At 36.4% G+C, this 21,514-nt stretch carries 25 protein-coding genes and 1 riboswitch; of the genes, 14 read left to right on the forward strand and 11 right to left on the reverse strand.

Annotation, left to right across the window (positions count from 1 at the left end):
- Positions 1 to 47 precede the first annotated feature (47 nt).
- Genes ACFYKT_RS16310 through ACFYKT_RS16330 form a run of 5 tightly spaced genes read right to left on the reverse strand, consistent with a single transcriptional unit; the run spans position 48 to position 3,633 of the window.
- On the reverse strand, positions 48 to 821 hold the full coding sequence (locus tag ACFYKT_RS16310; protein WP_389221789.1) for a TatD family hydrolase: 774 nt from the start codon (positions 819 to 821) through the stop codon (positions 48 to 50).
- Positions 818 to 1,561, reverse strand: a complete 744-nt coding sequence (locus ACFYKT_RS16315) for an ABC transporter ATP-binding protein (protein ID WP_389221791.1) — start codon at positions 1,559 to 1,561, stop codon at positions 818 to 820. The genes ACFYKT_RS16310 and ACFYKT_RS16315 overlap by 4 nt, the downstream gene beginning before the upstream one ends.
- Positions 1,558 to 2,325, reverse strand: coding sequence for an ABC transporter permease (locus tag ACFYKT_RS16320; RefSeq protein WP_389221793.1), 768 nt, complete (start codon positions 2,323 to 2,325; stop codon positions 1,558 to 1,560). The genes ACFYKT_RS16315 and ACFYKT_RS16320 overlap by 4 nt, the downstream gene beginning before the upstream one ends.
- Positions 2,322 to 2,615, reverse strand: a complete 294-nt coding sequence (locus tag ACFYKT_RS16325; protein WP_389221795.1) for a thiamine-binding protein — start codon at positions 2,613 to 2,615, stop codon at positions 2,322 to 2,324. The genes ACFYKT_RS16320 and ACFYKT_RS16325 overlap by 4 nt, the downstream gene beginning before the upstream one ends.
- A gap of 13 nt (positions 2,616 to 2,628) precedes the next feature.
- Positions 2,629 to 3,633 carry an ABC transporter substrate-binding protein gene (locus ACFYKT_RS16330; protein WP_389221797.1) on the reverse strand — a complete coding sequence of 335 codons (1,005 nt, stop codon included), beginning with the start codon at positions 3,631 to 3,633 and terminating at the stop codon, positions 2,629 to 2,631.
- Between the two features lie 109 nt (positions 3,634 to 3,742).
- Positions 3,743 to 3,850, reverse strand: a riboswitch (TPP riboswitch).
- A 284-nt stretch (positions 3,851 to 4,134) separates the two neighbouring features.
- Here ACFYKT_RS16330 and ACFYKT_RS16335 point away from each other — a divergent pair.
- A complete protein-coding gene (locus ACFYKT_RS16335) occupies positions 4,135 to 4,734 on the forward strand; it encodes a cell wall hydrolase (RefSeq protein ID WP_389221799.1) in 600 nt (199 codons plus the stop codon).
- Positions 4,735 to 4,811: 77 nt separating this feature from the next.
- Here ACFYKT_RS16335 and ACFYKT_RS16340 read toward each other — a convergent pair whose 3' ends face one another.
- A complete protein-coding gene (locus ACFYKT_RS16340) occupies positions 4,812 to 5,219 on the reverse strand; it encodes a YkvA family protein (RefSeq protein WP_389221801.1) in 408 nt (135 codons plus the stop codon).
- Between the two features lie 207 nt (positions 5,220 to 5,426).
- Between ACFYKT_RS16340 and ACFYKT_RS16345 the strand changes: the two genes are divergently transcribed.
- From ACFYKT_RS16345 to ACFYKT_RS16360, 4 genes are all read left to right on the forward strand, one after another.
- On the forward strand, positions 5,427 to 6,011 hold the full coding sequence (locus ACFYKT_RS16345) for an SCO family protein (protein ID WP_389221803.1): 585 nt from the start codon (positions 5,427 to 5,429) through the stop codon (positions 6,009 to 6,011).
- Positions 6,012 to 6,270: 259 nt separating this feature from the next.
- Entirely contained in the window at positions 6,271 to 7,851 is a 1,581-nt protein-coding gene (locus tag ACFYKT_RS16350; protein ID WP_389221805.1) for a peptide chain release factor 3, read from the forward strand.
- A gap of 363 nt (positions 7,852 to 8,214) precedes the next feature.
- Positions 8,215 to 9,609 carry a Na+/H+ antiporter NhaC gene (gene nhaC / locus ACFYKT_RS16355; RefSeq protein WP_389221806.1) on the forward strand — a complete coding sequence of 465 codons (1,395 nt, stop codon included), beginning with the start codon at positions 8,215 to 8,217 and terminating at the stop codon, positions 9,607 to 9,609.
- A 180-nt stretch (positions 9,610 to 9,789) separates the two neighbouring features.
- Complete coding sequence (locus ACFYKT_RS16360; protein WP_389221808.1) at positions 9,790 to 10,266, forward strand: hypothetical protein; 477 nt, start codon at positions 9,790 to 9,792, stop codon at positions 10,264 to 10,266.
- A gap of 73 nt (positions 10,267 to 10,339) precedes the next feature.
- On the opposite strand, the gene ACFYKT_RS16365 is transcribed toward ACFYKT_RS16360, so the two are convergent.
- The gene (locus tag ACFYKT_RS16365; RefSeq protein WP_389221810.1) at positions 10,340 to 10,540 is read right to left on the reverse strand and encodes a small, acid-soluble spore protein, alpha/beta type; all 201 of its coding nucleotides are present in this window, start codon (positions 10,538 to 10,540) and stop codon (positions 10,340 to 10,342) included.
- A gap of 262 nt (positions 10,541 to 10,802) precedes the next feature.
- Between ACFYKT_RS16365 and ACFYKT_RS16370 the strand changes: the two genes are divergently transcribed.
- The 6 genes from ACFYKT_RS16370 to ACFYKT_RS16395 all read left to right on the forward strand — a co-directional run bounded on the left by ACFYKT_RS16370 (position 10,803) and on the right by ACFYKT_RS16395 (position 15,914).
- Positions 10,803 to 10,955: a hypothetical protein gene (locus tag ACFYKT_RS16370; RefSeq protein WP_389221812.1), complete on the forward strand. Its 153-nt coding sequence runs from the start codon at positions 10,803 to 10,805 to the stop codon at positions 10,953 to 10,955.
- 11 nt (positions 10,956 to 10,966) lie between these two features.
- Positions 10,967 to 11,428, forward strand: a complete 462-nt coding sequence (locus tag ACFYKT_RS16375) for a cytochrome c oxidase subunit II (RefSeq protein ID WP_389221814.1) — start codon at positions 10,967 to 10,969, stop codon at positions 11,426 to 11,428.
- 14 nt (positions 11,429 to 11,442) lie between these two features.
- Complete coding sequence (locus ACFYKT_RS16380; protein WP_389221816.1) at positions 11,443 to 13,137, forward strand: cbb3-type cytochrome c oxidase subunit I; 1,695 nt, start codon at positions 11,443 to 11,445, stop codon at positions 13,135 to 13,137.
- 107 nt (positions 13,138 to 13,244) lie between these two features.
- The gene (locus tag ACFYKT_RS16385) at positions 13,245 to 13,874 is read left to right on the forward strand and encodes an SCO family protein (protein WP_389221818.1); all 630 of its coding nucleotides are present in this window, start codon (positions 13,245 to 13,247) and stop codon (positions 13,872 to 13,874) included.
- A gap of 2 nt (positions 13,875 to 13,876) precedes the next feature.
- Positions 13,877 to 14,434, forward strand: coding sequence for a hypothetical protein (locus tag ACFYKT_RS16390; protein ID WP_389221820.1), 558 nt, complete (start codon positions 13,877 to 13,879; stop codon positions 14,432 to 14,434).
- A gap of 115 nt (positions 14,435 to 14,549) precedes the next feature.
- Positions 14,550 to 15,914 (forward strand): TrkH family potassium uptake protein, encoded by a 1,365-nt coding sequence (locus tag ACFYKT_RS16395; protein WP_389221822.1) that lies wholly within the window; start codon positions 14,550 to 14,552, stop codon positions 15,912 to 15,914.
- Positions 15,915 to 16,023: 109 nt separating this feature from the next.
- On the opposite strand, the gene ACFYKT_RS16400 is transcribed toward ACFYKT_RS16395, so the two are convergent.
- Positions 16,024 to 16,374, reverse strand: a complete 351-nt coding sequence (locus ACFYKT_RS16400; protein ID WP_389221824.1) for a DUF3905 domain-containing protein — start codon at positions 16,372 to 16,374, stop codon at positions 16,024 to 16,026.
- A 136-nt stretch (positions 16,375 to 16,510) separates the two neighbouring features.
- Between ACFYKT_RS16400 and ACFYKT_RS16405 the strand changes: the two genes are divergently transcribed.
- Positions 16,511 to 16,672, forward strand: a complete 162-nt coding sequence (locus tag ACFYKT_RS16405) for a hypothetical protein (RefSeq protein ID WP_389221826.1) — start codon at positions 16,511 to 16,513, stop codon at positions 16,670 to 16,672.
- Between the two features lie 36 nt (positions 16,673 to 16,708).
- Here the strand turns inward: ACFYKT_RS16405 and ACFYKT_RS16410 are convergent, their stop codons facing one another.
- Positions 16,709 to 18,466 (reverse strand): B12-binding domain-containing radical SAM protein, encoded by a 1,758-nt coding sequence (locus ACFYKT_RS16410; RefSeq protein WP_389221828.1) that lies wholly within the window; start codon positions 18,464 to 18,466, stop codon positions 16,709 to 16,711.
- A gap of 705 nt (positions 18,467 to 19,171) precedes the next feature.
- Here ACFYKT_RS16410 and ACFYKT_RS16415 point away from each other — a divergent pair.
- Complete coding sequence (locus tag ACFYKT_RS16415) at positions 19,172 to 19,738, forward strand: CBO0543 family protein (protein WP_389221830.1); 567 nt, start codon at positions 19,172 to 19,174, stop codon at positions 19,736 to 19,738.
- A gap of 373 nt (positions 19,739 to 20,111) precedes the next feature.
- Here the strand turns inward: ACFYKT_RS16415 and ACFYKT_RS16420 are convergent, their stop codons facing one another.
- Entirely contained in the window at positions 20,112 to 20,381 is a 270-nt protein-coding gene (locus ACFYKT_RS16420) for a hypothetical protein (RefSeq protein ID WP_389221832.1), read from the reverse strand.
- Between the two features lie 174 nt (positions 20,382 to 20,555).
- Positions 20,556 to 21,071: a DUF3189 family protein gene (locus ACFYKT_RS16425; protein WP_389221834.1), complete on the reverse strand. Its 516-nt coding sequence runs from the start codon at positions 21,069 to 21,071 to the stop codon at positions 20,556 to 20,558.
- Between the two features lie 189 nt (positions 21,072 to 21,260).
- Here ACFYKT_RS16425 and ACFYKT_RS16430 point away from each other — a divergent pair, with 189 nt between their 5' ends.
- Positions 21,261 to 21,488 (forward strand): hypothetical protein, encoded by a 228-nt coding sequence (locus ACFYKT_RS16430; RefSeq protein WP_389221836.1) that lies wholly within the window; start codon positions 21,261 to 21,263, stop codon positions 21,486 to 21,488.
- Positions 21,489 to 21,514 lie beyond the last annotated feature (26 nt).

A 21,514-nucleotide genomic window follows, 5' to 3' on the forward strand; every position in this document is an offset into this window, starting at 1 on the left:
ATAGAAAAGAAGCAGGAGAAAATCCTGCTTCTTTTTGGTTTTTTGAATTAAATGCAGTAAAAGCTTTTTGTATTATGCAGGAGATGATGATATACATCTTGTATTGGCATTTCTTTAAGCTTGGAAATCATTGCAATTGACTCACTCATCATATGTGGATGGGTGAGTTGGTCTTGAAACGGTCCTTCAAATGGCCATGGCCCATCTGTTTCAACCATCATTTGATCAATTGGATAACCTTTTGCCAGTTCCTGAATTTCCTTTTCATAAACAATATCAGGTGTGAAAGAGATGAAATAACCATTATTAATTATACGATTAACGGTTAGGCTATCTCCTTTAAACCAGTGAAAATGTGCTTTTTGAACAGAATGTTTTTCTAAAAGGTCACAGACGATAGGAGCATCATCGTAGACAGCGTGCAGCACGATAGGTTTATCCCATCTTTTGGCCAATATGATAAAGGTCTCAAGCAATTCTATATACCCTTGAAGTGAAAAAGAGGTGGTTGCTGACTCCTGTCGAAAATAATAGGGTAGCCCCACTTCACCTATGGCAACTGCTTTTTCTTTATGGAACTCAATCCAGTCAATAAGTGTTTTCAGCTCCTCATCGGTTGGTAAAGGCTGTTCCGGATGAAAACCAAAGGCAGGTTTTACCTTCGGATATTGTTCAGAGAGCGTCAGGTTTCTTTGGGCAGATTCCAAGTTAAACGATACAGTAATAAGAGAGTGAATAAATGATGAACTTGAGATCATGTCACGAATCTCGTTATCTTTATAATGATCAAGATGTATATGTGAATCGATCATTTTTCTCAATTACTCTCACTTCCTTTTAACGCGAAGTGGACAGTTCTTTTGCTTTCTAAAAAGCGGTCCTCAAGTAATAGCTCTTCGTTTCTTGGTCTGCTAAAGGGAACAGTGAGCTCTGAAATAACATGTGCTGGCCGATTAGCAAGAACAAAGATACGGTCAGAAAGGAAAAGTGCTTCTTCAATATTATGAGTGACAAAAAGTATGGTTGGTCGATGTGTCTCCCAAATATCCAAGAGCCACTTTTGCATGTCTAGCCTTGTTAGTTCGTCAAGTGCGGAAAAAGGCTCATCAAGCAGAATGATCGGCTGTGGGCTTAAAAGAGCTCGAATAAATGCGACCCTCTGCTTCATCCCTCCAGATAATTCATGGGGATAGGAATGAATATAATCCCCTAGGCCTGCCTTTTGAATCATTTCCTGAGCTCTCTCACGATTGGTTTCTCCCTGTAATTCTTGACCAAGGATGACATTTTGCAAAATGGTCCGCCATGGCAGTAATGAAGGGGTCTGCGGCATATAGCTGACTGATCCGCGCTTGCCATTAATCTTTTCATTCTGTAATCGGATTGTTCCTTCATCAGGAGATAACAGCCCACCAATTAAATTAAATATCGTACTTTTTCCACTCCCAGACGGTCCAAGGATGGATACAAATTCTCCTTGTTTCACCTGCAAGCTTAGATTGTGGATTACCTCGTTTTGCCCGAAGCGCTTAGAAACATTCTCGATGGATAGTAAAGTCACTTGTTGTCAGCCTCCTTTGATTTCCAACGGACAAGTATGCGTTCAGCAAGTAAAATCAGTGCAAATAATAATAGGCTTATAATCATAATAAAGAGAATGGCGACAAATACACGATCTGTTCGAAAGGATGAAGAAGCAAGTGTCATATAGACACCCACTCCAGATTTGGCGCCAAGCCATTCTGAGATGACTGCTCCCATTACACTGTATGTAGCAGATATTTTTAAACCGGAAAATAATGCAGGTAAAGAATACGGAAGCTCTAGCTTCCAAAAAAGCTGTCTTCGATTAGCACCAGCCATCATCATATAATGCTTTAGCTCATTTGGCGTTTGTCTAAAGCCATCAAGAGCGGCAACAGTAATCGGAAAAAAGCAAATAAGTGTGATAACAATCAACTTCGGCAATAACCCAAATCCAAACCAAATGACCAATAGTGGAGCAAGGACAATGATCGGGATATTCTGAGATAAAATTAATAAAGGGTAGATTGATTCTCTAACAAACGGGATTAGATGAAGAATGATGGCAGTTATTAATCCAATGCTTGATCCGATGACAAATCCAAGTAATGATAATTGAATGGTTGATTGCAGGTGAGGGCCGAAATTCCCCCATCCAGCTATTGCTTCTTTAAATATCTCAGAAGGCGGGGGAAGCAGCCAATTTGGAATCTCTGCCATTGAAACAGCCATTTCCCAAATAATGAACAAAAGGAGGAGAACCAATGCAGGTCTCCATCCTTTTAATAAATAATTCCTCATGAACGATATTTCTCCGTCAATTGATCCATTTCAATTCCTGATGGCTGATACAGAATCTTTACTTGAGAAATGACATTTCGGCTTCCTTTTGCAATCATTTTCTCATTCATTTCAGCAATGATTTGTAATAGATGCGTCAATTCACCTTCCATTGTTGTTTCTAATGGATGTACCTCATATTTAACACCGGATTCTTCAATCACACGAATCGCTTCATCCACATATGGAATCACATCTTCTCCATTTTTTGTTTTAGGTATGATTTGAATACTAACTAATGCATTAGCCATTTTCTTGTTCTCCTCACTCTGGTAAAAATTCATTTGTGAATGCTTTTTCTGCCTCTAATTCCTTATCAAGTAAATTATTTTCAAACATCCAATCAGCATAGTTCTTCCATACTTCTAGTTTTTGTTCACCCCATCTAGGTGCATCATCCTGGTAATAAGGTGCAAGCCACTCTTGGCTTTTTTTCACAAGCTCTTCATCAAGGTCTGGTGCTGCTTTTAGTAAGATGTCTGCTGCTTCTTGAGGATTGTCGATGGTGAACTGGTATCCTTTAGAGACAGCCTTGACAAAAGCCTTCACAGTTTCTGGATTGTTCTCAATCATCTTTTCATTTGTTGCAAGTACAGGTGTATAATAGTCAAGCTTTTTACTATAATCCGTTAAATAGACCATATTGATCTTTTCCCCGCGGAGTTCAGCTTCAATGCCTGTCCAACCATAATAAATCCATGCAAAGTCAATATCTCGCTTAACCGCTGTAAAAAAGTCAGCATCCCCCATGTTTACGATGGATACATCTTCAACATTCGCCTTTTCTATTTTCATTAAGGAGTCTAAGACAGATTGCTCAACAGGTGAACCCCATCCCCCATATGTTTTCCCAGCAAAGTCTTTTGGTGATAGAATCTTTTTTTCTTCTGGTGAAGCAAAGCCAGATGTATTATGCTGAATGACCGCAGCTACCGAGACAAGAGGGACTCCTTGTACTCGTGCTTGAGTAATACTTTCTTGATAACTTACCCCAAAGTCAGCCTTGCCAGAAGCAGTAAGCTGATCCGCGCCAGCTTCACCTGGCATAATAATTTCAACATCCAGTCCTTCTTCTTCAAAGAATCCTTTATCTTTGGCAACATAAAGGCCTGTATGATTGGTATTTGGTGTCCAATCAAGAACAACCGAAACCTTCTTCAATTCATCTTTAGTCTGCCCTTCGTCCTTAGCAGGTTTAGCTTCATCATTGTTATTGCCGCAGCCAGCGAGCAATAGGGTAGAGCAAATTATGGCTAGCCATTTCTTCATCTTTTGAACCTCCTGGTGATTTATACTTATGCTCTCCAGATTATCTGGAAATTTTGCATAATAAAAAACGCCCTAGGCAGGAACCTGGGCGCATATAAACTAAACATTATTTGTTTTAGAATATGTTCCCTCCGCTGGTATCAACCAGATCAGGTTCTAAGGGTTATCATCGTTTTCAGATGAAATCTCAACCAATATGGTTCCCCTACAATTCTGCCTATTCAATTATGCTAAAGCATTTTTTATTCCTAACCCATTATAACAGATATGTTTCATTTGACTAGAAAAATGTGCTAAATGTTTAAGTAAAGTAGTACAAATCTAATATTTTCCTCTATTTCTATGGATATTATTGTGGGTAGAGGTCATTACTATTCTATGATAAGGTTATGTATATCGCTTATGTATACACTAAAGGCACACAGCCAGATGACGTAGCATCTTTGTTTATTGAATGATAAGCTGGGTGCTTTTTTCTTTTCAAAAAAAGGAGGAGATATAATGAAAAAACTTGCAGCTATTTTTGCGGGCTTCATGATGCTCTCGTTCCATTTTGTTCTTTCTGATGATAATTACACTTATGCTGAATTATTAGATTCTGTTGACATATATACGGTGGAAAAAGGAGATTCACTTTATGAAATCGGAATGGAGCACGGGGTTTCAGTTTTAGAATTAAAGAAGATTAATCATAAAAAAACGGAAAAGGTCCACACTGGAGAAAAGCTTATTTTGCCTAAATCGATAACGAAATCAGAGCAGGATCTCTTAGCGAGACTCGTTCATGCGGAAGCAAAGGGTGAGCCGTATGAAGGAAAGGTTGCTGTTGCTCAAGTTATTTTGAACCGTGTGAAGGATGATCGCTTTCCGGACACAATTAAAGGGGTTATCTACGAAAAAAGACAATTTCAACCAGTTGATAATGGCTCTATTAATGAACCTGCTGATAAAAGTTCCAAAAAGGCAGCTATGGAGGCATTAGTTCTTAAAGGTAAAGGAAATGGATCTGTCTTCTTCTTTAACCCTGACCAAACAAGCAGTACATGGTTAAGATCCAAAACGGTCACAGTAGAAATTGGCAAGCACCGCTTCGCGAAATAATATAAGCAGCTCCATTCTTTTGGAATGGAAGCTGCTTTTTTATATCTCTTAAGGGCTGATGCAGTCAGCTGACATTTTTACTCTGCTTGAATTGGCTGTTTAAGTTTCCATGCTTTGAATTTATCAAGTTCACCTGATAATTGTTTAAGTGCAAATGTAATCACTGCCGCATCATCAACAATGCCGATCCCAATTAAGAAATCAGGTATGACATCAATTGGTGAAACAAAGTACAAAATGGAAGCAATCATGAAAACAATTGTTTTCTTAGAAATATCACGGTATTCCCCATTTGACCAGGACTTGACTAATTCCATAAGAAGTTGAAATTTCTCCCAAACCCCTGATAAGGATGTTTTATTTTTTTTTGCCTTTTGCGCAGACTTTTTGAGTAAACCGACAGTTTCTTTAGGATTGTCAGCGTATTTCTTAGCTTTAGACTCAAACAACTTATAACCTTTTTCATGCTCATTTGTATTCGGCATAGGGTTCATCCTCCCATTAGACAATTGTTAAAGATATTATTAACATTTCGTAACGAATACATTAATTGATTTCTACATCAAGTAAAAGTACTTATTTTGACATGAAAGTCTATTTCATATGTGCTCTCTATCACTGTAAAATTCAAGAAAAAAGTTTAGATTTCTCTAGAATAGAGAAACTAGTGAGGGAGAAGGGGTATAAAACATATGAAAGCAAGTAATAAAGTGAAACTGTATGCCATTATTATGTCATGTCTGCTCTTACTTGTCAGCTGCTCCGAAAAACCAATTTTTCAAGGAGAGTATGAATGGGAGCTGCAGAATTTCAGTGCTGTGAACCAAGCCAATGAAGAAGTGAGCCGCGAAGATTTAATAGGTAAAGCATGGTTAGCTAATTTTGTGTTCACACAATGTACGACAGTTTGTCCGCCGATGACAGCCAATATGGCAAAACTCCAGAAGAAACTTAAAGAGGAAAAGGTAAAGTTCAATATCATTTCTTTTTCCGTTGATCCGGAGAGGGATAAGTCAGAAATTCTAAAGGAATATGGAGACCGATATGAAGCAGACTATTCCACATGGAATTTCCTAACCGGTTATTCAGAGGACGAAATTAAGGCAATCGCTAAGAATTTCAAGACACTTGCCGAAAAAGAAGAAGGAACAGACCAATTTATCCATAGCACAAAAATCTTCTTAATTAATGGAGAAGGAAAAATCGTGAAGGGCTATAACGGCATTGACGTCCCTTATGATGAAATTATTAGTGATATGGAGATCTTAAATGATTAGAAACATGGGGACGGTTCCTGTGTTACTTCTTACTTGAAAAACCTCAATATTTATTGACTAGCCGTTTTCATATGCGGCAGTAGAGATACTTTGACTGGGTGCTGACAACACTCAGTCTTTTTGTATTCACCCAATATCTATAAATAAATATCTCTTAATATGAAAAAAAGAAATACGATATGTAAATGGAGGATTGCATTCTGTTTTTCTGAACGATAAAATGAAAGGTATGAAATTAGAGAGTCAGCGAGGAAATAACATGGCAAAGAAATTTGAAGAAGAAGTATTAGCGCGCCGGACATTTGCGATTATCTCCCACCCGGATGCCGGTAAAACAACGTTAACAGAGAAATTACTCCTATTCGGTGGTGCGATTCGTGATGCCGGAACGGTTAAAGGAAAGAAAACAGGCAAATATGCGACAAGTGATTGGATGGAAATCGAGAAACAACGTGGGATCTCAGTAACCTCTAGTGTGATGCAGTTTGACTATAACGGAGCACGTGTAAATATTCTGGATACACCTGGTCACCAAGACTTCAGTGAAGATACGTACAGAACTTTAACTGCTGTAGATAGTGCAGTAATGATTATTGACTCAGCAAAAGGGATCGAGGAGCAGACGCTCAAGCTATTTAAAGTTTGTCGAATGCGTGGCATACCGATTTTTACCTTTATCAATAAATTGGATCGACAAGGAAGGTCCCCTTTAGAGCTGCTTGCTGAACTTGAAGAAGTAATGGGCATTGAATCCTATCCGATGAACTGGCCAATAGGGATGGGAAAAGAATTCCTTGGCATATATGACCGTTATAATAACCGAATTGAACAATTTCGTGTGGATGAAGACCAGCGATTTGTTACTTTAAATGATGAAGGTGAAATCGAAGGGGAACATAGTCTAAAGGATTCAGGCTTGTACGAGCAGACCCTTGAAGAAATTATGCTCCTGAATGAAGCAGGAAACGAATTCTCTAAAGAGAGAATCATTCAAGGGAAATTAACACCTGTTTTCTTTGGAAGTGCCTTAACAAACTTTGGGGTTCAAACCTTTTTAGAATCCTATTTACAATTTGCACCACCGCCACAGCCGAGAAATTCAACAGCTGGAGAAATTAATCCGCTGTCTGATGATTTTTCAGGATTTATTTTTAAAATTCAAGCAAACATGAATCCTGCTCATAGAGATCGGATTGCGTTCTTGAGAATCTGTTCCGGTCAATTTGAACGCGGCATGACTGTAAATATTCCAAGAACAGGTAAACAAATTAAGCTTGCTCAATCTACACAATTTATGGCTGATGATAGAAGTACAGTCGACCTTGCTGTCAGCGGTGATATTATTGGTATCTATGACCCGGGTACTTACCAAATTGGGGATACACTAACATCAGGGAAAGACAGTTTTCAATTTGACCGTCTTCCACAGTTTACGCCTGAACTTTTTGTTCGCGTTTCTGCAAAAAATGTGATGAAGCAAAAGCACTTCCATAAAGGAATTCAGCAGCTTGTTCAAGAAGGAGCCATTCAGCTTTATAAGACTGTAAAGACAGAGGAACTATTGCTGGGTGCAGTCGGACAGCTTCAATTTGAAGTGTTTGAACATCGAATGAAAAATGAATACAATACTGAAGTGTATATGGAACGTATAGGTTCCAAAATAGTTCGCTGGGTCGAGGGAGATGATGTCAGTGAAAACCTATCTAGTTCCCGAAGTCTCCTTGTTCACGACCGATTTGAGAAGAAAGTATTTTTATTTGAAAATGATTTTGCACTTAGATGGTTTCAAGAAAAAAATCCAGAAGTTAAATTATATAATCCAATGGATTCAGAGCACTAATAGGAAGAACGGTTCCCTAGAAAAGGAGCCGTTTTTTTTATTGTCTAGGAAATTATAAATTTGGAAGTTGTGGATAACTTTGCGACTAGTTTGTCTGCATCCAGCTCCAGCGCCTACCCCCTCGAGGTCACAAGCCAATCCTCCCAGAAAGGTAAAGGACACCTTTCCGTGAGGCTCGTCTTGTGCTTGTCGGGGGTGATCAAGGCGCTTGCGCATTTGTTCTTGACATTCTTTCTTTAAAATAATATAGTAATATCATGTTATTTCGCTTTAACGCTAAAAAGCGTCTAAGCAAAACAGAAACTATATTATCTAGAATAGTTAACTAGATACAGTATTTACAGCAAAAAGGAGGAAAAGGCTATGCAGCATGATCAATCAATATTAACTATTAAGCCCTTGGAAGCACTAATTATTACTATTATTATATTAGGTGGCATTAGCTATGCTATCATTTTTGCTGGAGTCGTCCCACATGTTCCCATTATGTTAGCAATTATTTTCTTATTGTCTTATGGATTAATTAAGAAAGTAACAATAAAGGAATTAGAAGAAGGGTTGATAGATGGAGCAAAGTCAGGACTAGGTGCTGTGTTTATTTTCTTCTTTATTGGCATGTTAATAAGTAGTTGGATGGCAAGTGGTACAATACCTACTTTTATATTTATAGCATTAGAGGTAGTGGATGGAAGATTTTTTTATGCAATTGCTTTTTTTGTTTCATCAATTATAGGTCTGAGTATAGGAAGCTCTCTTACGACGGCTGCAACGATAGGTGTTGCTTTTATGAGTGTAGGTTCAGCACTTGGATTATCAGAAGCAATCACAGCAGGAGCCGTTATTTCTGGTGCCTTTTTCGGTGATAAAATGTCACCTCTGTCAGACACAACTAGTCTGGCATCGATGATTGTTAAAGTTGATATTTTTGAACATATTAAAAATATGATTTGGACAACAGGGCCTGCATTTGTCATTTCTTTCATTCTTTTCGCTATTCTATCACCTGAGGAAGCTTCTTCAAATTTCGAAAATATCAATCTGCTAAAAGAAAAGCTAGTAGAACTTGAGTATGTGCATTGGTACTCTCTTATTCCATTTATTTTATTAACAGTTCTTGCTATTAAAAAAATATCGGCTATTATTACTCTGTCAATCGGTGTTCTGTCAGCCCTTATCATTGGTTTCGTTGTTCAAAAGGACTTTGGCATTGATAAGATGATGAATCTTTTATTTTCCGGGTTTCAATCGAATAGTGGACTAGAGGAAGTCGATTCCCTTTTATCAAGGGGTGGGATAGAAAGTATGTTGTTTTCCATTTCTTTAGTTCTGTTGGCCCTTTCAATGGGCGGTTTGCTTTTTAAACTTGGGATACTTCCTGCACTTTTAGAAGGGATGAAGAGGCATTTGAATAAGGCAGCGACTCTAATAGCAGCTACTGCTGGGACAGCGATAGGAATTAATTTTCTATTGGGCGAGCAATACCTTTCTATCTTATTAACCGGAAATGCATATCAAGAATCTTATGATAAGGCAGGATTGGAGCGAAAAAACCTTTCCCGTGTTCTCGAGGATGCCGGAACAGTTATTAATCCATTAGTACCCTGGAGCATTTGCGGTGTATTTCTAACGGGCGTATTGGGTGTATCAACAATGGACTACTTACCATTCACCTTTTTCTGCTTATTATCGCCTTTATTAACGATCGGTTATGGAATGACAGGCTTTACAATTACTAAAAGTGTAAAGGCAGCTGCTTAATAGCTGCTTATACACTTTTTTCTTTTAAAAAAAAATATTTCCCTTTGTCCAGTGGATGAGGGTTTTTTATTATCATTTAAAGAAATAATATAAAATATGTTATTTAATTGGAAATTCGCCTTTTGCTTAAACAGGTAAATAAATTGGATAATAATGATGATGTATAGCTGGTGATGATGGATGAAACCTATTAGTAAACTTGAAGCCGTTTTATGGAGTATCGCATTGCCTGGATTCAGTCAGTTATTATCAGGCCAATTGTTGAAAGGAATCCTTTTTGTTGTGCTTGAATTTATTATAAATATGTTAAGCAATTTTAATTCTGCGATAATGTATAGCTTTATGGGAGAAATTAATGAAGCTATTCAGGTTATTGATTTTCAATGGTTAATGTTTTACCCTTGCTTGTATATGTTTGCGATGTGGGACGCTTATCGAATCGCATTGAATGACAAGGAGGAGCTAAGCTTTCTTCCGTTTGTTTTCTGTGCCTATTTTGTCACGGTGGGGCTGATGTATTCAACACGTTTAACAATCTTTGGTATTTTATTCGGTCCCGTGTTTCTGCCTATGCTTTTTCTAATCCCAGGTTTGTTAGTTGGTTTCACGCTAAGGTGGATCATTCTATCCGTTCGGAAATATCAAAAGCTAAATTAAAATTTGTATATTAAGCGTAAGCTGAAAAATAAAAGTCCGGAGTTATCCGGACTTTTTGCCATTGTATTTAGTTTTATGAATTAGGGTTTCCAGCAATTTGAGATTGGGCTTGCTTGACCAATCTTTTCGTAATTTCTCCCCCAACAGACCCATTCGCACGGGAAACAGTATCTGAGCCCAAATTAACTCCAAATTCTTGGGCAATCTCATATTTCACTTGATCTAAATATTGCTCAATTCCAGGAACTAAAAGTTTATTACTACTTCTTGCCATTGTTATTCCACTCCTTAAATGAATACTTACAGAGTTTTATCTTCCCCTGTAACTGTATTATTGGGAAAAATACTGTTTATTATTGATGGAAAATTTACGGTAGCTGTGAAGATGGAGAGACTCATGAACATTTTGTGAAATAATATACCTATTTATGAACAAAATTTTAAAATCACAATTGTGATGTGATATTATGCACTATTCGTCATTATGCCTTCACCTATAATGAGAACAGATATCAAACAAGGAGGGGATTAGTTCAATGGAAACAAAGTTAAAAAATAAATCAAAAACGGAAGTCGTTTCAACTGAAGAGGAAACTCATAAAGGGACGATGTTTTCCGTAGGTGTGGTTGGATTGGTCATTCTTATTACTTATGTAGTCTTATACGGACTATTCATGGCTAGATATTAGGGGGGAAAAAAATGCATCGTTCTGAAAAGATATGGTTAACATTAAGTTTTGGTATGATTATGGCCTTTATGATTGCAGCTGGTTATCAAACATTTGCACTAGAAATGGGACCACCGAGTCATGAAGAAAGAATAGATCCACAAAAAGTAGATCAAACTGCACCATTTGATCAGCCTGGTATTAAACAAATTGGTGAAAATGAATATGAAGTAGTTATGACACTTCAAATTTTTAGTTTTAATCCTGCAAATATCGAGATTCCTGCTGGAGCAAAAGTACACTTTATCTTAACTTCTAAAGATGTTGTACACGGCTTCGAGATTGCTGGAACAAACGTAAATGCAATGGTAATGCCTGGGTATGTTCAAAAAATCACACAAACATTTGATGAACCTGGTGATTATTTAGTGTTATGTAATGAATACTGTGGTGCAGGTCACCAAGTAATGAGTACTACAATTACAGTTAAATAAAGGAGGGAAGCTCTGTGGAAACAGTCATCTCACAAAATGAAAAAGCAAATTTAAACACAAAAGCTAATAAAGTTCTTGGCGTCAATCTACAAGATGCAAAATTATCGAAATCATATTTATCTGTTGCTTTTATTGCACTATTAATAGGTGGACTTTTAGGATTTTTACAAGGTTTAAACCGTGGAGGACTTTTAGAACTACCATCATGGTTGAATTATTATCAAGTTTTAACAGCACATGGATTAATGTTAGTAGTTGTACTGTCGGGTACATTTACAATCGGTTATTTCTATGCGGGAATGTCTCATACTTTAGGAGGGCTACTTCCAAAGGTTAGAACAATCGCTTGGATCGGCTTTTGGTTAAAAATTGTCGGAGTTGTTCTAGTAGTAATTCCTGTTTTAATGAATGAAGCTTCCGTGATGTATACATTCTATCCACCAATGGCAGCTCACCCAGTGTTCTACTTTGGTCTAGTATTTGTTGTTCTTGGTATATGGATGGCTTGTATAGGTGGATTTATTCAAGTTGCAAGCTGGAGAAAAGCTCACAAAGGTCAGCATCTTCCAATCTTCTCTTTCTTTGCTACTGGAGTATTTATATTATTAGTTGGTGCAACAGCATTTGTTGCAGTAGAAGTTCTCTTTATGATCATTCCTTGGTCACTTGGTTGGGTTGATACAATCAACGTTATGGTTGCTCGTACTCTATTCTGGGCATTTGGTCACACAGCAGTTAACATCTGGTATTTAACAGCTGTATCTGCATGGTATTGTATTGTTCCGAAGATTATTGGTGGTCATCGTTGGAGTGACACGTTAACTCGTGTAGTTGTAATTGCTTTAGTTATTATGAATATCACTGGTGGATTCCACCACCAAATCGTTGACCCTGGTATTTCTGAATCAGTTAAATTCATGCACGTATTTATGAGTTTAGCAATTGGTTTCCCATCTTTAATGACAGCATATGCAATGTTTGCAGTATTTGAAAAAACAGCTAGAAAAAAAGGTGGAAAAGGACTTATCGGTTGGTATAAGAAACTTCCATGGGGAGATGTACGTTTCCTTTCCCCATTCATCGCGATGGCTGCATTTATTCCAGCCGGAGCAGGTGGTATCGCTCAAACAACAAACCAATTAGACCAAGTTGTTCATAACACTATGTGGATCGTTGGGCACTTCCACTTAACATTAGGTATGTCTGTAGTAATGACATTCTTTGGAATCAGTTATTGGTTAGTACCGTATCTTTCAAAACGTGTATTAACGCCACAAATGAATAAATTAGGTGTCGTTCAAACAGTAGTATGGACAATAGGTATGATCTTAATGTCTGGATCAATGCATACAGTTGGTTTACTAGGGTCTCCACGTAGAACATCTTACAATTCATATGGTGATTTCTCTGCATCTTTAGGATGGGACCCATATTTAACTGCAACTGCAATCGGTGGTACATTATTACTGATTGGTGTAATCATTCAAGTTTATGCGGTATTCAATATGATGTTCTTTGCTCCTAAAGGTGAAACAGAATTCCCTGTTGCTGAAGAAGAGCCAGGCGCACCAAAAACTGGATACTGGACAGAGCGTTGGGGAATTTGGGTTGTATTAATGATTATCGTTGTAGCGATGGCATATGTCATTCCATTAACAGACTTTATCGTCAATGCACCACCAGGATCACCACCATTCAAAACTTGGTAATTTGATCCTTTTAAACAAAGAGATAGCTCGATGTATTGAGCTATCTCTTTATGTTAGAATGAATAGATAAATACAGCTAGCTACTATAGATTTAGGAAGTGATCTCCATGAACAAAAATCGAAATAATACAATTGCATCTATTATTGTTATATTATTCGGGGTTGTATTATTTTTCATTGGTACTGATGGCTTCCAGGCTTTTACTGCGGAAACCGCAAGAGTGAATCAATTGATTGATAACCAGCCTGAATTTCCTGATGTGACTCTTGAGGATAGCAATGGAAGAAAATATTCAATCTCAGAATTTAAAGATAAATATGTATTTATTACGTTTTTGTATACTTCCTGTGCTACTGTATGTCCTCAATTAGAATTGAATATGTCACAAGTTTATGATTTGCTGCCTCCTAAGTATATTGGAGAAGAGATTGTTTTTTTGAGTATAAGTTTTGATCCAGCCAGAGACGATCCATCTACATTAAATCGATATAAGGATGCTTTCAATAGTGACGGAGAAACTTGGAGAATGGCAAGAATTCCAGACCAAAAAGAATTAGACTCCTTGCTTAAGGAGTTTGGCGTCATCGTCATTCCTGATGGAACAGGGAATTTTGCCCATAATTCAGCTTTCTATTTAGTCAATAAAAAAGGCAAATTAATCGATGTAATGGATTATACAAAAGTTGATGAAGCAGCTGAAAAAGTTAGTCGTATTCTAAATAAAGGGGTGAAATGATTATGAATCAGTCTACTTTAGGACTAATATTGTTTGTTTTCTTAATTATTCCCCCAGTTGCCAATTTAATGGAGTCAGTAATGATTATTCATATGCATATGCAAATGCCGTTGCTAATCATTGCGGGTTTTTTTATGGCGAAGTTTTTCCAAGTTAAGTTTCCACATTTCTTTGAGAAATGGAATAGCAATGGAATTCCAGGAATTCTTTTATTTATCATTATTATGGCTTATTGGATGCTGCCGCGAACAATGGATGAGGCCTTGAATTTAGTAAGCATGGAAATATTTAAGTTTATAACCCTACCCTTTTTAGCTGGATTACCGCTAAGAGATAGTTGGGGAAAGCTCGGTAAAAAAGGAAAAAATGCAATCATAATCATTTTCACACTAGCATTTATATTAATGGGTTGGTTGTACATTAATTCAACGTCTCAACTATGTAATAATTACCTAGTAAATGATCAAATCATTCTTGGTTGGGGATTTTTAACAATGGGAATTGGTTTAATTGTTTATTTAGGATATACATTCTTTATTGACCCTTCAGATTACGTATAAATGAATGAGGATAGCCAGTAAAAACCATGGCTATCTTTTTTATTTTTCTCCTTTCAAATTCTTGATTAATTCTATATGATAGGGGATATGAAAAGTTTGAAAGGAATTGTATTCCATGTTGAAAAAAATTCGATACTGGCTAGATAAATTAACACCTGCACAAGTGATTACAGGTTATTATCTATTAGCAATAACGGTTTCCGTATTATTATTGAGCATTCCTGCTGTTCATAAACCAGGAATTAAAGTCCCCTTTATTGATACAGTTTTCACTGCAGTCAGTGCTGTAAGTGTAACGGGTTTAACTGTAGTTAATATTTCTGAAACGTATAGTGTTTTTGGCTACTTTGTTATTATGGCTATTCTGCAATTTGGTGGAGTCGGAATCATGGCTATTGGTACGTTCTTCTGGATGCTTCTTGGCCGTAAAATCGGACTGCGTAGTCGAAGGCTAATCATGGTTGACCATAATCAATTTGCATTAGCGGGGCTTGTCCATTTAATTAAAGAAATTATTAAAATTATTTTCCTTATTGAGTTTATAGGAGCACTCATCCTCGGGTTTCATTTTTTAAATTACTATCCTACTTGGGAAGAGGCTTTTCTTCATGGATTATTCGCTTCCATTAGTGCGACTACTAATGGTGGGATGGATATTACCGGTAATTCGCTTGTGCCATTTGCAGGTGATTATTTTGTCCAATTAATGAATGTCATTCTGATCACCCTTGGGGCAATTGGATTTCCTGTTTTAATTGAAGTGAAGGAGTACTTGTTTAGAAAAAGGAATGAACATGAAATTCCTTTTCGCTTTACATTATTTACAAAGCTTACAACTTTGACCTTTGCAGCCCTTCTTATATTTGGGACACTCATTCTACTTCTTTTTGAATTTCAACATTATTTTAAAGGGATCGAATGGCATAAAAGCTTTTTTTATGCGTTTTTCCAAGCAGCAACAACAAGAAGCGGCGGACTTTCAACAATGGATGTTAGTGAATTTACCATACCAACACAATTAGTTTTGAGTTTCCTCATGTTTATTGGAGCGTCTCCAAGTTCTGTTGGTGGCGGTATAAGGACAACGACATTTGCGATTAATATTTTATTTCTTTTTCACTTCGCCAAGGGCAATCGAGATGTGAAAATATTTAATCGGGAACTCGACCAGAATGATATTTTGAAATCATTAGTAATTACGATCTTAGCCACTATTATGTGTTTCACTTCTGTAATTCTTTTAAGTATTTCTGATGGACAGCACGGGCTTATAGAAATTCTTTTTGAAGTTTGTTCTGCGTTTGGAACAACTGGACTTTCGATGGGGATCACGGCTGATCTGAGCGATTTTGGCAAATGTATTCTAATGATTTTGATGTTTATTGGACGAATTGGTTTAACTTCCTTTTTATTTATTATAGGTGGGAAGGAAAAGAAGCCAAACTATCATTATCCGAAGGAAAGAGTTATTATTGGGTGAAAAAGGGGTACCTAATACTTTGTAGCTCTTGCACAAAACTTGTGTCCCACTCCATGAAAAATGTCCCATAGCCTTATGCTATGGGACATTTTCCATGTGTCAACTCTAATCAATCTGTTCCCCGGCTGACATCTTTTGTAGGATGCATAAAGGGGTATGCTTGTGGTGGTTTTTTGCTTTCTAACAGTGCTTTATTTTCCGCTGTGTTCCATCCAATATCATTTGTTGGGTGAACCCATTCATCTCCAGCCATTATTGCTGGATCAATCTCATCACTCCAGTTTTCCAGTGGAGAATTTTTGGATGCGTAGAAGCTGTCCCCAATTATTACCCCTTGTGAATTCTTAAACGGAGGCTCCATTTTGATTCCAGTATTTTTAAAACTTGGCGCTTCAATTTGATGTGGAAGTGTTTCATTAATATCCATATTTTTGTTAATTAGTTCCTTTTTATTTTTCATCACTACTTCATTCCTTTTTTCCATAGTGTTTGAAATATTGCTTATTTTATTTAAGAAAAAATAGGAAGTTTAAATGGTGAATGAAAAAATGGCAAAGGTGAAAAATAGGATAGTAATAAAGTAAGGAGGAATCAAAATGGCCAAAAGAAAAGCACAATTTGATGCTGCTGAGAAATATAGTAAGACACCGAAGAAAAATTTAGCTGAAGCTGAATTTTCTACTGAATTTAGTCAAGGAGAGAACCCGATGAAGGGAGCAAATCGAAATTCAAAGCAAGGAAGAAAAGGGAGAACTTAATACGAGAAGCCGGCTAGTATAGGCCGGCTTCTTGTGTTATAAAGCATTCTCAACAACAGAATAAATTGTGGTTGTTTCTGTGCTCGAATCAAAATAGGATAGGATGGTAGTTTCTCTTTTTACGATCTTTCCTTCTGTAAAGTATTTATCCAGATCGAAAGAAAGTTTGTCAATAAGAGTGTGTTTGAATAAGTCCTTTTCGGTCAGTCCAAGCTGGACGAAACCCTGGCCTAATTGATTAGGGTGCTGAATTATCCTTTGATAAATGACAGATCTTTCGGATTTATCGTAAATTGAAGCTTGCTCCCACCAAGGTTTTCTTGGTTTATATTTTTGTCTTGAAAGATAATCATATTTCATAAGCCCTTCAACGACATCAAGATCAGCAGTTCCCCTCATTTGGAGAAATTCGTAGAGGCGTTTGAATAGGTCCTCTAGCTGATGTCCGATTCTTGACCAGCCTTTTTCTTCCCAATAACTTCCGAATTCCTGAAAGAAATCAAATGGGGATGGGAATGTGTGCGTTACAAGGTATTCGACGGTAAAATCCATTCGATGGTCATTCCAATATTTTTCGAGTACATCTTCAACCTGTTTAATGCGGATAATGTCATCAAATGATAAAACATTATTACCAAGCATTTCATATGGTGAATGATCCATATAAATATATTGATGTTCTTTGGCACTTAGTCGGAGTCCTGTCCCTCTTAATAATTTTAGAAACCCTAACTGCAATTCTTCTGGCCGCATCGCAAAAACATCATTAAATGTTTTTCTAAATGAATGATAATCCTCTTCAGGCAGTCCAGCAATTAAATCAAGATGCTGATCAATTTTTCCACCATCCTTTACCATCCTAACGGTGCGTGACAGCTTCTCAAAGTTTTGCTTTCTCTTGACAAGCTCATTTGTAAAATCATTCGTCGATTGAACACCTATCTCAAAGCGGAATAATCCAGGAGGTGCTTCTTCATTTAAAAATTCAATTACCTCTGGCCTCATGATATCAGCAGTGATTTCAAACTGGAATACTGTACCAGGCAAATGCTCATCAATGAGAAATCGGAACATTTCCATGGCATAGCTTCGGCTAATATTAAAGGTGCGATCAACAAATTTGATCGTTTTTGCTCCATTTTGCATTAAATAGCGTATATCATCCTTTACCTTCTCCCTGTCGAAGTATCGAACACCTACTTCAATAGAAGAAAGGCAGAATTGGCAGCTAAATGGGCAGCCACGGCTTGTCTCAATATAAATAACCCTTTTGCCCAGATGAGGAATATCCTCCTCAAATCTAAAAGGAGAGGGGAGCTCACGAAGATCCAGCTTGTTTCGTTGTGGATTGATTTTGATTTGATCATCTTTACGAAAGGCAATGCCATGCACATTTTCCATTTGCATTTCACCGCTTAGCTCGATAAGCATTTGCTTGAACGTTTCTTCCCCTTCACCAATTACAATGAAATCGAACTCTTTGACGTTTTCCATCCATTCGATCACATCATAAGATACCTCTGGTCCTCCCACTATGACCTGAATAGAAGGGTCAATCTTTTTAATCATTTTTACCACTTTAATCGTCTCTTCAATATTCCAAATATAACAGCTAAAGCCAATAACATTAGGCTTTTTCCGGATTAGGTCAGTAACAATATTCATAATCGGATCTTTAATCGTATATTCTGCAATTTCAACATCAAATTCAGGCTGTGCAAACGCCTTTAAATAACGGATAGCAATATTTGTATGAATGTATTTAGCATTTAACGTCGAACAAATAATCTTCATATCAGAAGCCCCTTTAAGAGTATTAAAACATCAGCTAATTATTATAACTCATTGTAGTCAAAATAGGTAGATTGAAAACTTAAAGGGGATATAAATTAAGAGAATATTTGTACGGTAATAAAGGGATTTTGTAAAACTAGTGGAGGAGTGTTGTTTAATCTAATCAAGGAACTTGTTCCGAGCAAGGACCTTAATCATGTATGTAGTTAGCAGTGAGGATTGGCCTTGCTCGGTATAAATACGGTACCCCAATTGGAATTTAATTATGCTAAAAAAGAAATATTTATTAACAATCAAAATGGTCTGCATGCTCTCTAAGAATAGATTTACACCTTTTACAATTAATTAAGCTTATATTTCTGAATTTGATAGATCTTAAACAATTCTTCTGTGTGGCAGGAATGACCTGTCGAAAATTAAAACCACAAACACAGGTGTTTTGGTTTTGAATAGCATGTATTTTATTATTATTATCCACAGTTGGATAGAACATTGATATTTCCCCTCTAACTCTAAAAGTAGGCGTTACTTACTAATAGACGGTTCTGAAGATGAAAACGTTTCACAAAAATAAATTAAGGGATTCAGCTCAGTTACATAATAGAAAAGCAAATGGGAAAAGCTACCTTTATTAAGGTGAAATTAAGCTATGCTAAAATAAATCTTTTATAAAAGTGTCATTACTTGAAAAAGGTGGACCACTGCATGTCAATTGAAGAAGGAATCAAACAATCAAAAGAAGCTTATGATCTATTAACTGAAGTTAATTCACTACTCTCTGACGCAGTAGTCAATGCTTACATTTTTACTTGGCGCTGGTGGCTTGGGGTCTCATTATTTATTATTCCTTGGATTTTATGGCTCATATTTAGGAAAAGGGACATTCAGGGCCGGCTATTTATGGCTGGAATTGTATCGATATTATTATCAATCATTATCGACCTTGTGGCTCTCTCTAAAGGTCTATGGTCTTATCCAGTATCCATTACAACCATAGCACCATTGTTGTTTCTGCCCTATCATTTTTCATTAACACCAGTTGTAATCATGTTTTTTCTTCAAATTAAACCAAGAGTAAACCCAATTATAAAGGGGATTGTATTTGCAGCACTCGCTGCATTTGGTGGAATGAAATTTTTTGAAATGATCGATCTATATGAGTCAAAGGGTTGGAGCACATTTTATGACTTTTTTATCTTTTTAACTATTTACTTTGTAGCATACTTGTCTAGTTCCATAGGAGGGTATAGAGAACTTTCAGATGACTCTTAATAACCATCCAACAGAGTGAGTAGATAGTGAGATAAAATAGATTAATTCAAACCTGCTCCTAAACTGACCACATTTAAATTTTGAAAAAGTATTTGAGAAGGAATGATTCTAAAATAAAAAGATGCCAATCCCTTGATATATAAGGGGTTGGCATTTTGCCTTTCTACGCCCAGGAGAGATTCGAACTCACGATCTACGGTGGCTGGAAGAGCAAAAGTTTAAACCTCAGAAATAATTTCACTTGTTATTTCACTTTAGAATCATCTTGGTATAGTTTTCGTAAAACATCAACAGTTGAGTCCATAATTTGAACAAAAGAGTAAGAAAGTAAATAAGGGAGCCTTCGCTCCCAGTGTTTTAGATAGTTAATATTTTATTTAAGTTGCATGTGTTTCATTTTTGACATTTCTCTTGATAGTCTATCAATTTGCCTTTGCATTTTTAGCAACTTTTCATCTAAGTCTTTTTGAGCTTTAGAATCTTTTTTCTCAGCTATTTTTGCCTCATCTATAGCTGTTAATGCTGCTATTGTTGCAATACCATCTCCAATTGTAGTAATTGCAGCTGCAATTAGGGCGAGTTTTAGACTTGAAAGTTCTGAGGATGTGTTATTTTGCTCTGAATTGGAATCAGAGTTATTCATAAAATCTCCCCTTTACTTGCTACCTATTTGAGAATGTTAATAATAAATTTATGCAAGAGGTTCAGTATTATGCAAAATAACAGCTTTTATAAACAGTGTTAAATCTTCAAAATAAATTTTATTTTAAATTGGTGCTTATTGTTTTGTGATCCGAAATGGGCAAACATAATCTCTTTATTTTTGAAATTGTTTATTTTCCAACACTATTATTTGATCTTCTGTTGAAGTAAGAGCTACTTGCTTGGTGTTTTCAACCAATTCATAAATGTCTTTTATACATTGCTTTGCACCTATTATTAATAAAGGTACTCCAATGGAATCTATTTTCAATCCACGGGAGAAAAAACCACCAACTGACATTATTTTAGGTACTGTTGGTGAGGTGTTCGAAAGAATCAATTTCTCTTCAATTTTAAAATGTTTAAATAACATTAATCCTAGACTTTCAAGAGAGGGTACTACAAGGTTTTGAGATTTTCTACCTATTGTATAAACCGGGTTCCCTTCTTGATCCTTACCATGAAATATAAGTTTTCCAAAGTCTTTTTTTGTCAATTTATTGAAATAAGGAACAGCTAATATTTCTTCTTTGGACAATGGGAAGGATGATGGTTTGATTATTTTTAAATGAAGTGCTGCAGCTAATGATGTAGTATGCGTTCCTCCATAATCATTATAAATAAAAATCATGTAATCAGCCTTTCTAAGAATGCTAATTATAGTTTGTCCAATATTAGGGTAATGAAACATGAAGATAAATACTGAAAAAAAAGCAGGCAGTTTCCCGGTTAATGAAAAGGAGGGACAGTTTTGGCTAGATTCAAAATTGGTGACATCATTGAGGACCAGTAGAAAGGAGAATTATTAGGAACTTATTTGGTGACTAAACTTCACCCAGGGTCTTTAATCGGAACGAAATATTTCTTACTCAGTCTTATAGGTTATGGAGTTGCCGACGGCTATCACAACAGTTTGGAAGAGTTAGAAAAAGCAACTTTTTCTTATTCTGTGATTGTTGTAAAAAATCATAAGGAACAAAAAGGACGAATTGGGAGATTAAGTAAATTAATTGCTAAGTTGCAATTTGACATCCAAGAAGAAGATTAAAACATAGTTCGATAATTTACGAAACT

It is taken from the genome of Cytobacillus mangrovibacter, from assembly GCF_042865275.1.
Taxonomy (GTDB): domain Bacteria; phylum Bacillota; class Bacilli; order Bacillales; family Cytobacillaceae; genus Cytobacillus; species Cytobacillus mangrovibacter.

Excerpts from the sequence above, each read along its gene's own strand:
- ACFYKT_RS16320 (WP_389221793.1), bottom strand. The coding sequence starts at position 2,325 with ATGAGGAATTATTTATTAAAAGGATGGAGACCTGCATTGGTTCTCCTC.
- ACFYKT_RS16325 (WP_389221795.1), bottom strand. The coding sequence starts at position 2,615 with ATGGCTAATGCATTAGTTAGTATTCAAATCATACCTAAAACAAAAAAT.
- ACFYKT_RS16330 (WP_389221797.1), bottom strand. The coding sequence starts at position 3,633 with ATGAAGAAATGGCTAGCCATAATTTGCTCTACCCTATTGCTCGCTGGC.
- ACFYKT_RS16335 (WP_389221799.1), top strand. The coding sequence starts at position 4,135 with ATGAAAAAACTTGCAGCTATTTTTGCGGGCTTCATGATGCTCTCGTTC.
- ACFYKT_RS16340 (WP_389221801.1), bottom strand. The coding sequence starts at position 5,219 with ATGCCGAATACAAATGAGCATGAAAAAGGTTATAAGTTGTTTGAGTCT.
- ACFYKT_RS16345 (WP_389221803.1), top strand. The coding sequence starts at position 5,427 with ATGAAAGCAAGTAATAAAGTGAAACTGTATGCCATTATTATGTCATGT.
- ACFYKT_RS16350 (WP_389221805.1), top strand. The coding sequence starts at position 6,271 with ATGGCAAAGAAATTTGAAGAAGAAGTATTAGCGCGCCGGACATTTGCG.
- nhaC (WP_389221806.1), top strand. The coding sequence starts at position 8,215 with ATGCAGCATGATCAATCAATATTAACTATTAAGCCCTTGGAAGCACTA.
- ACFYKT_RS16360 (WP_389221808.1), top strand. The coding sequence starts at position 9,790 with ATGAAACCTATTAGTAAACTTGAAGCCGTTTTATGGAGTATCGCATTG.
- ACFYKT_RS16365 (WP_389221810.1), bottom strand. The coding sequence starts at position 10,540 with ATGGCAAGAAGTAGTAATAAACTTTTAGTTCCTGGAATTGAGCAATAT.
- ACFYKT_RS16370 (WP_389221812.1), top strand. The coding sequence starts at position 10,803 with ATGGAAACAAAGTTAAAAAATAAATCAAAAACGGAAGTCGTTTCAACT.
- ACFYKT_RS16375 (WP_389221814.1), top strand. The coding sequence starts at position 10,967 with ATGCATCGTTCTGAAAAGATATGGTTAACATTAAGTTTTGGTATGATT.
- ACFYKT_RS16385 (WP_389221818.1), top strand. The coding sequence starts at position 13,245 with ATGAACAAAAATCGAAATAATACAATTGCATCTATTATTGTTATATTA.
- ACFYKT_RS16390 (WP_389221820.1), top strand. The coding sequence starts at position 13,877 with ATGAATCAGTCTACTTTAGGACTAATATTGTTTGTTTTCTTAATTATT.
- ACFYKT_RS16395 (WP_389221822.1), top strand. The coding sequence starts at position 14,550 with ATGTTGAAAAAAATTCGATACTGGCTAGATAAATTAACACCTGCACAA.
- ACFYKT_RS16400 (WP_389221824.1), bottom strand. The coding sequence starts at position 16,374 with ATGAAAAATAAAAAGGAACTAATTAACAAAAATATGGATATTAATGAA.
- ACFYKT_RS16405 (WP_389221826.1), top strand. The coding sequence starts at position 16,511 with ATGGCCAAAAGAAAAGCACAATTTGATGCTGCTGAGAAATATAGTAAG.
- ACFYKT_RS16410 (WP_389221828.1), bottom strand. The coding sequence starts at position 18,466 with ATGAAGATTATTTGTTCGACGTTAAATGCTAAATACATTCATACAAAT.
- ACFYKT_RS16415 (WP_389221830.1), top strand. The coding sequence starts at position 19,172 with ATGTCAATTGAAGAAGGAATCAAACAATCAAAAGAAGCTTATGATCTA.
- ACFYKT_RS16420 (WP_389221832.1), bottom strand. The coding sequence starts at position 20,381 with ATGAATAACTCTGATTCCAATTCAGAGCAAAATAACACATCCTCAGAA.
- ACFYKT_RS16425 (WP_389221834.1), bottom strand. The coding sequence starts at position 21,071 with ATGATTTTTATTTATAATGATTATGGAGGAACGCATACTACATCATTA.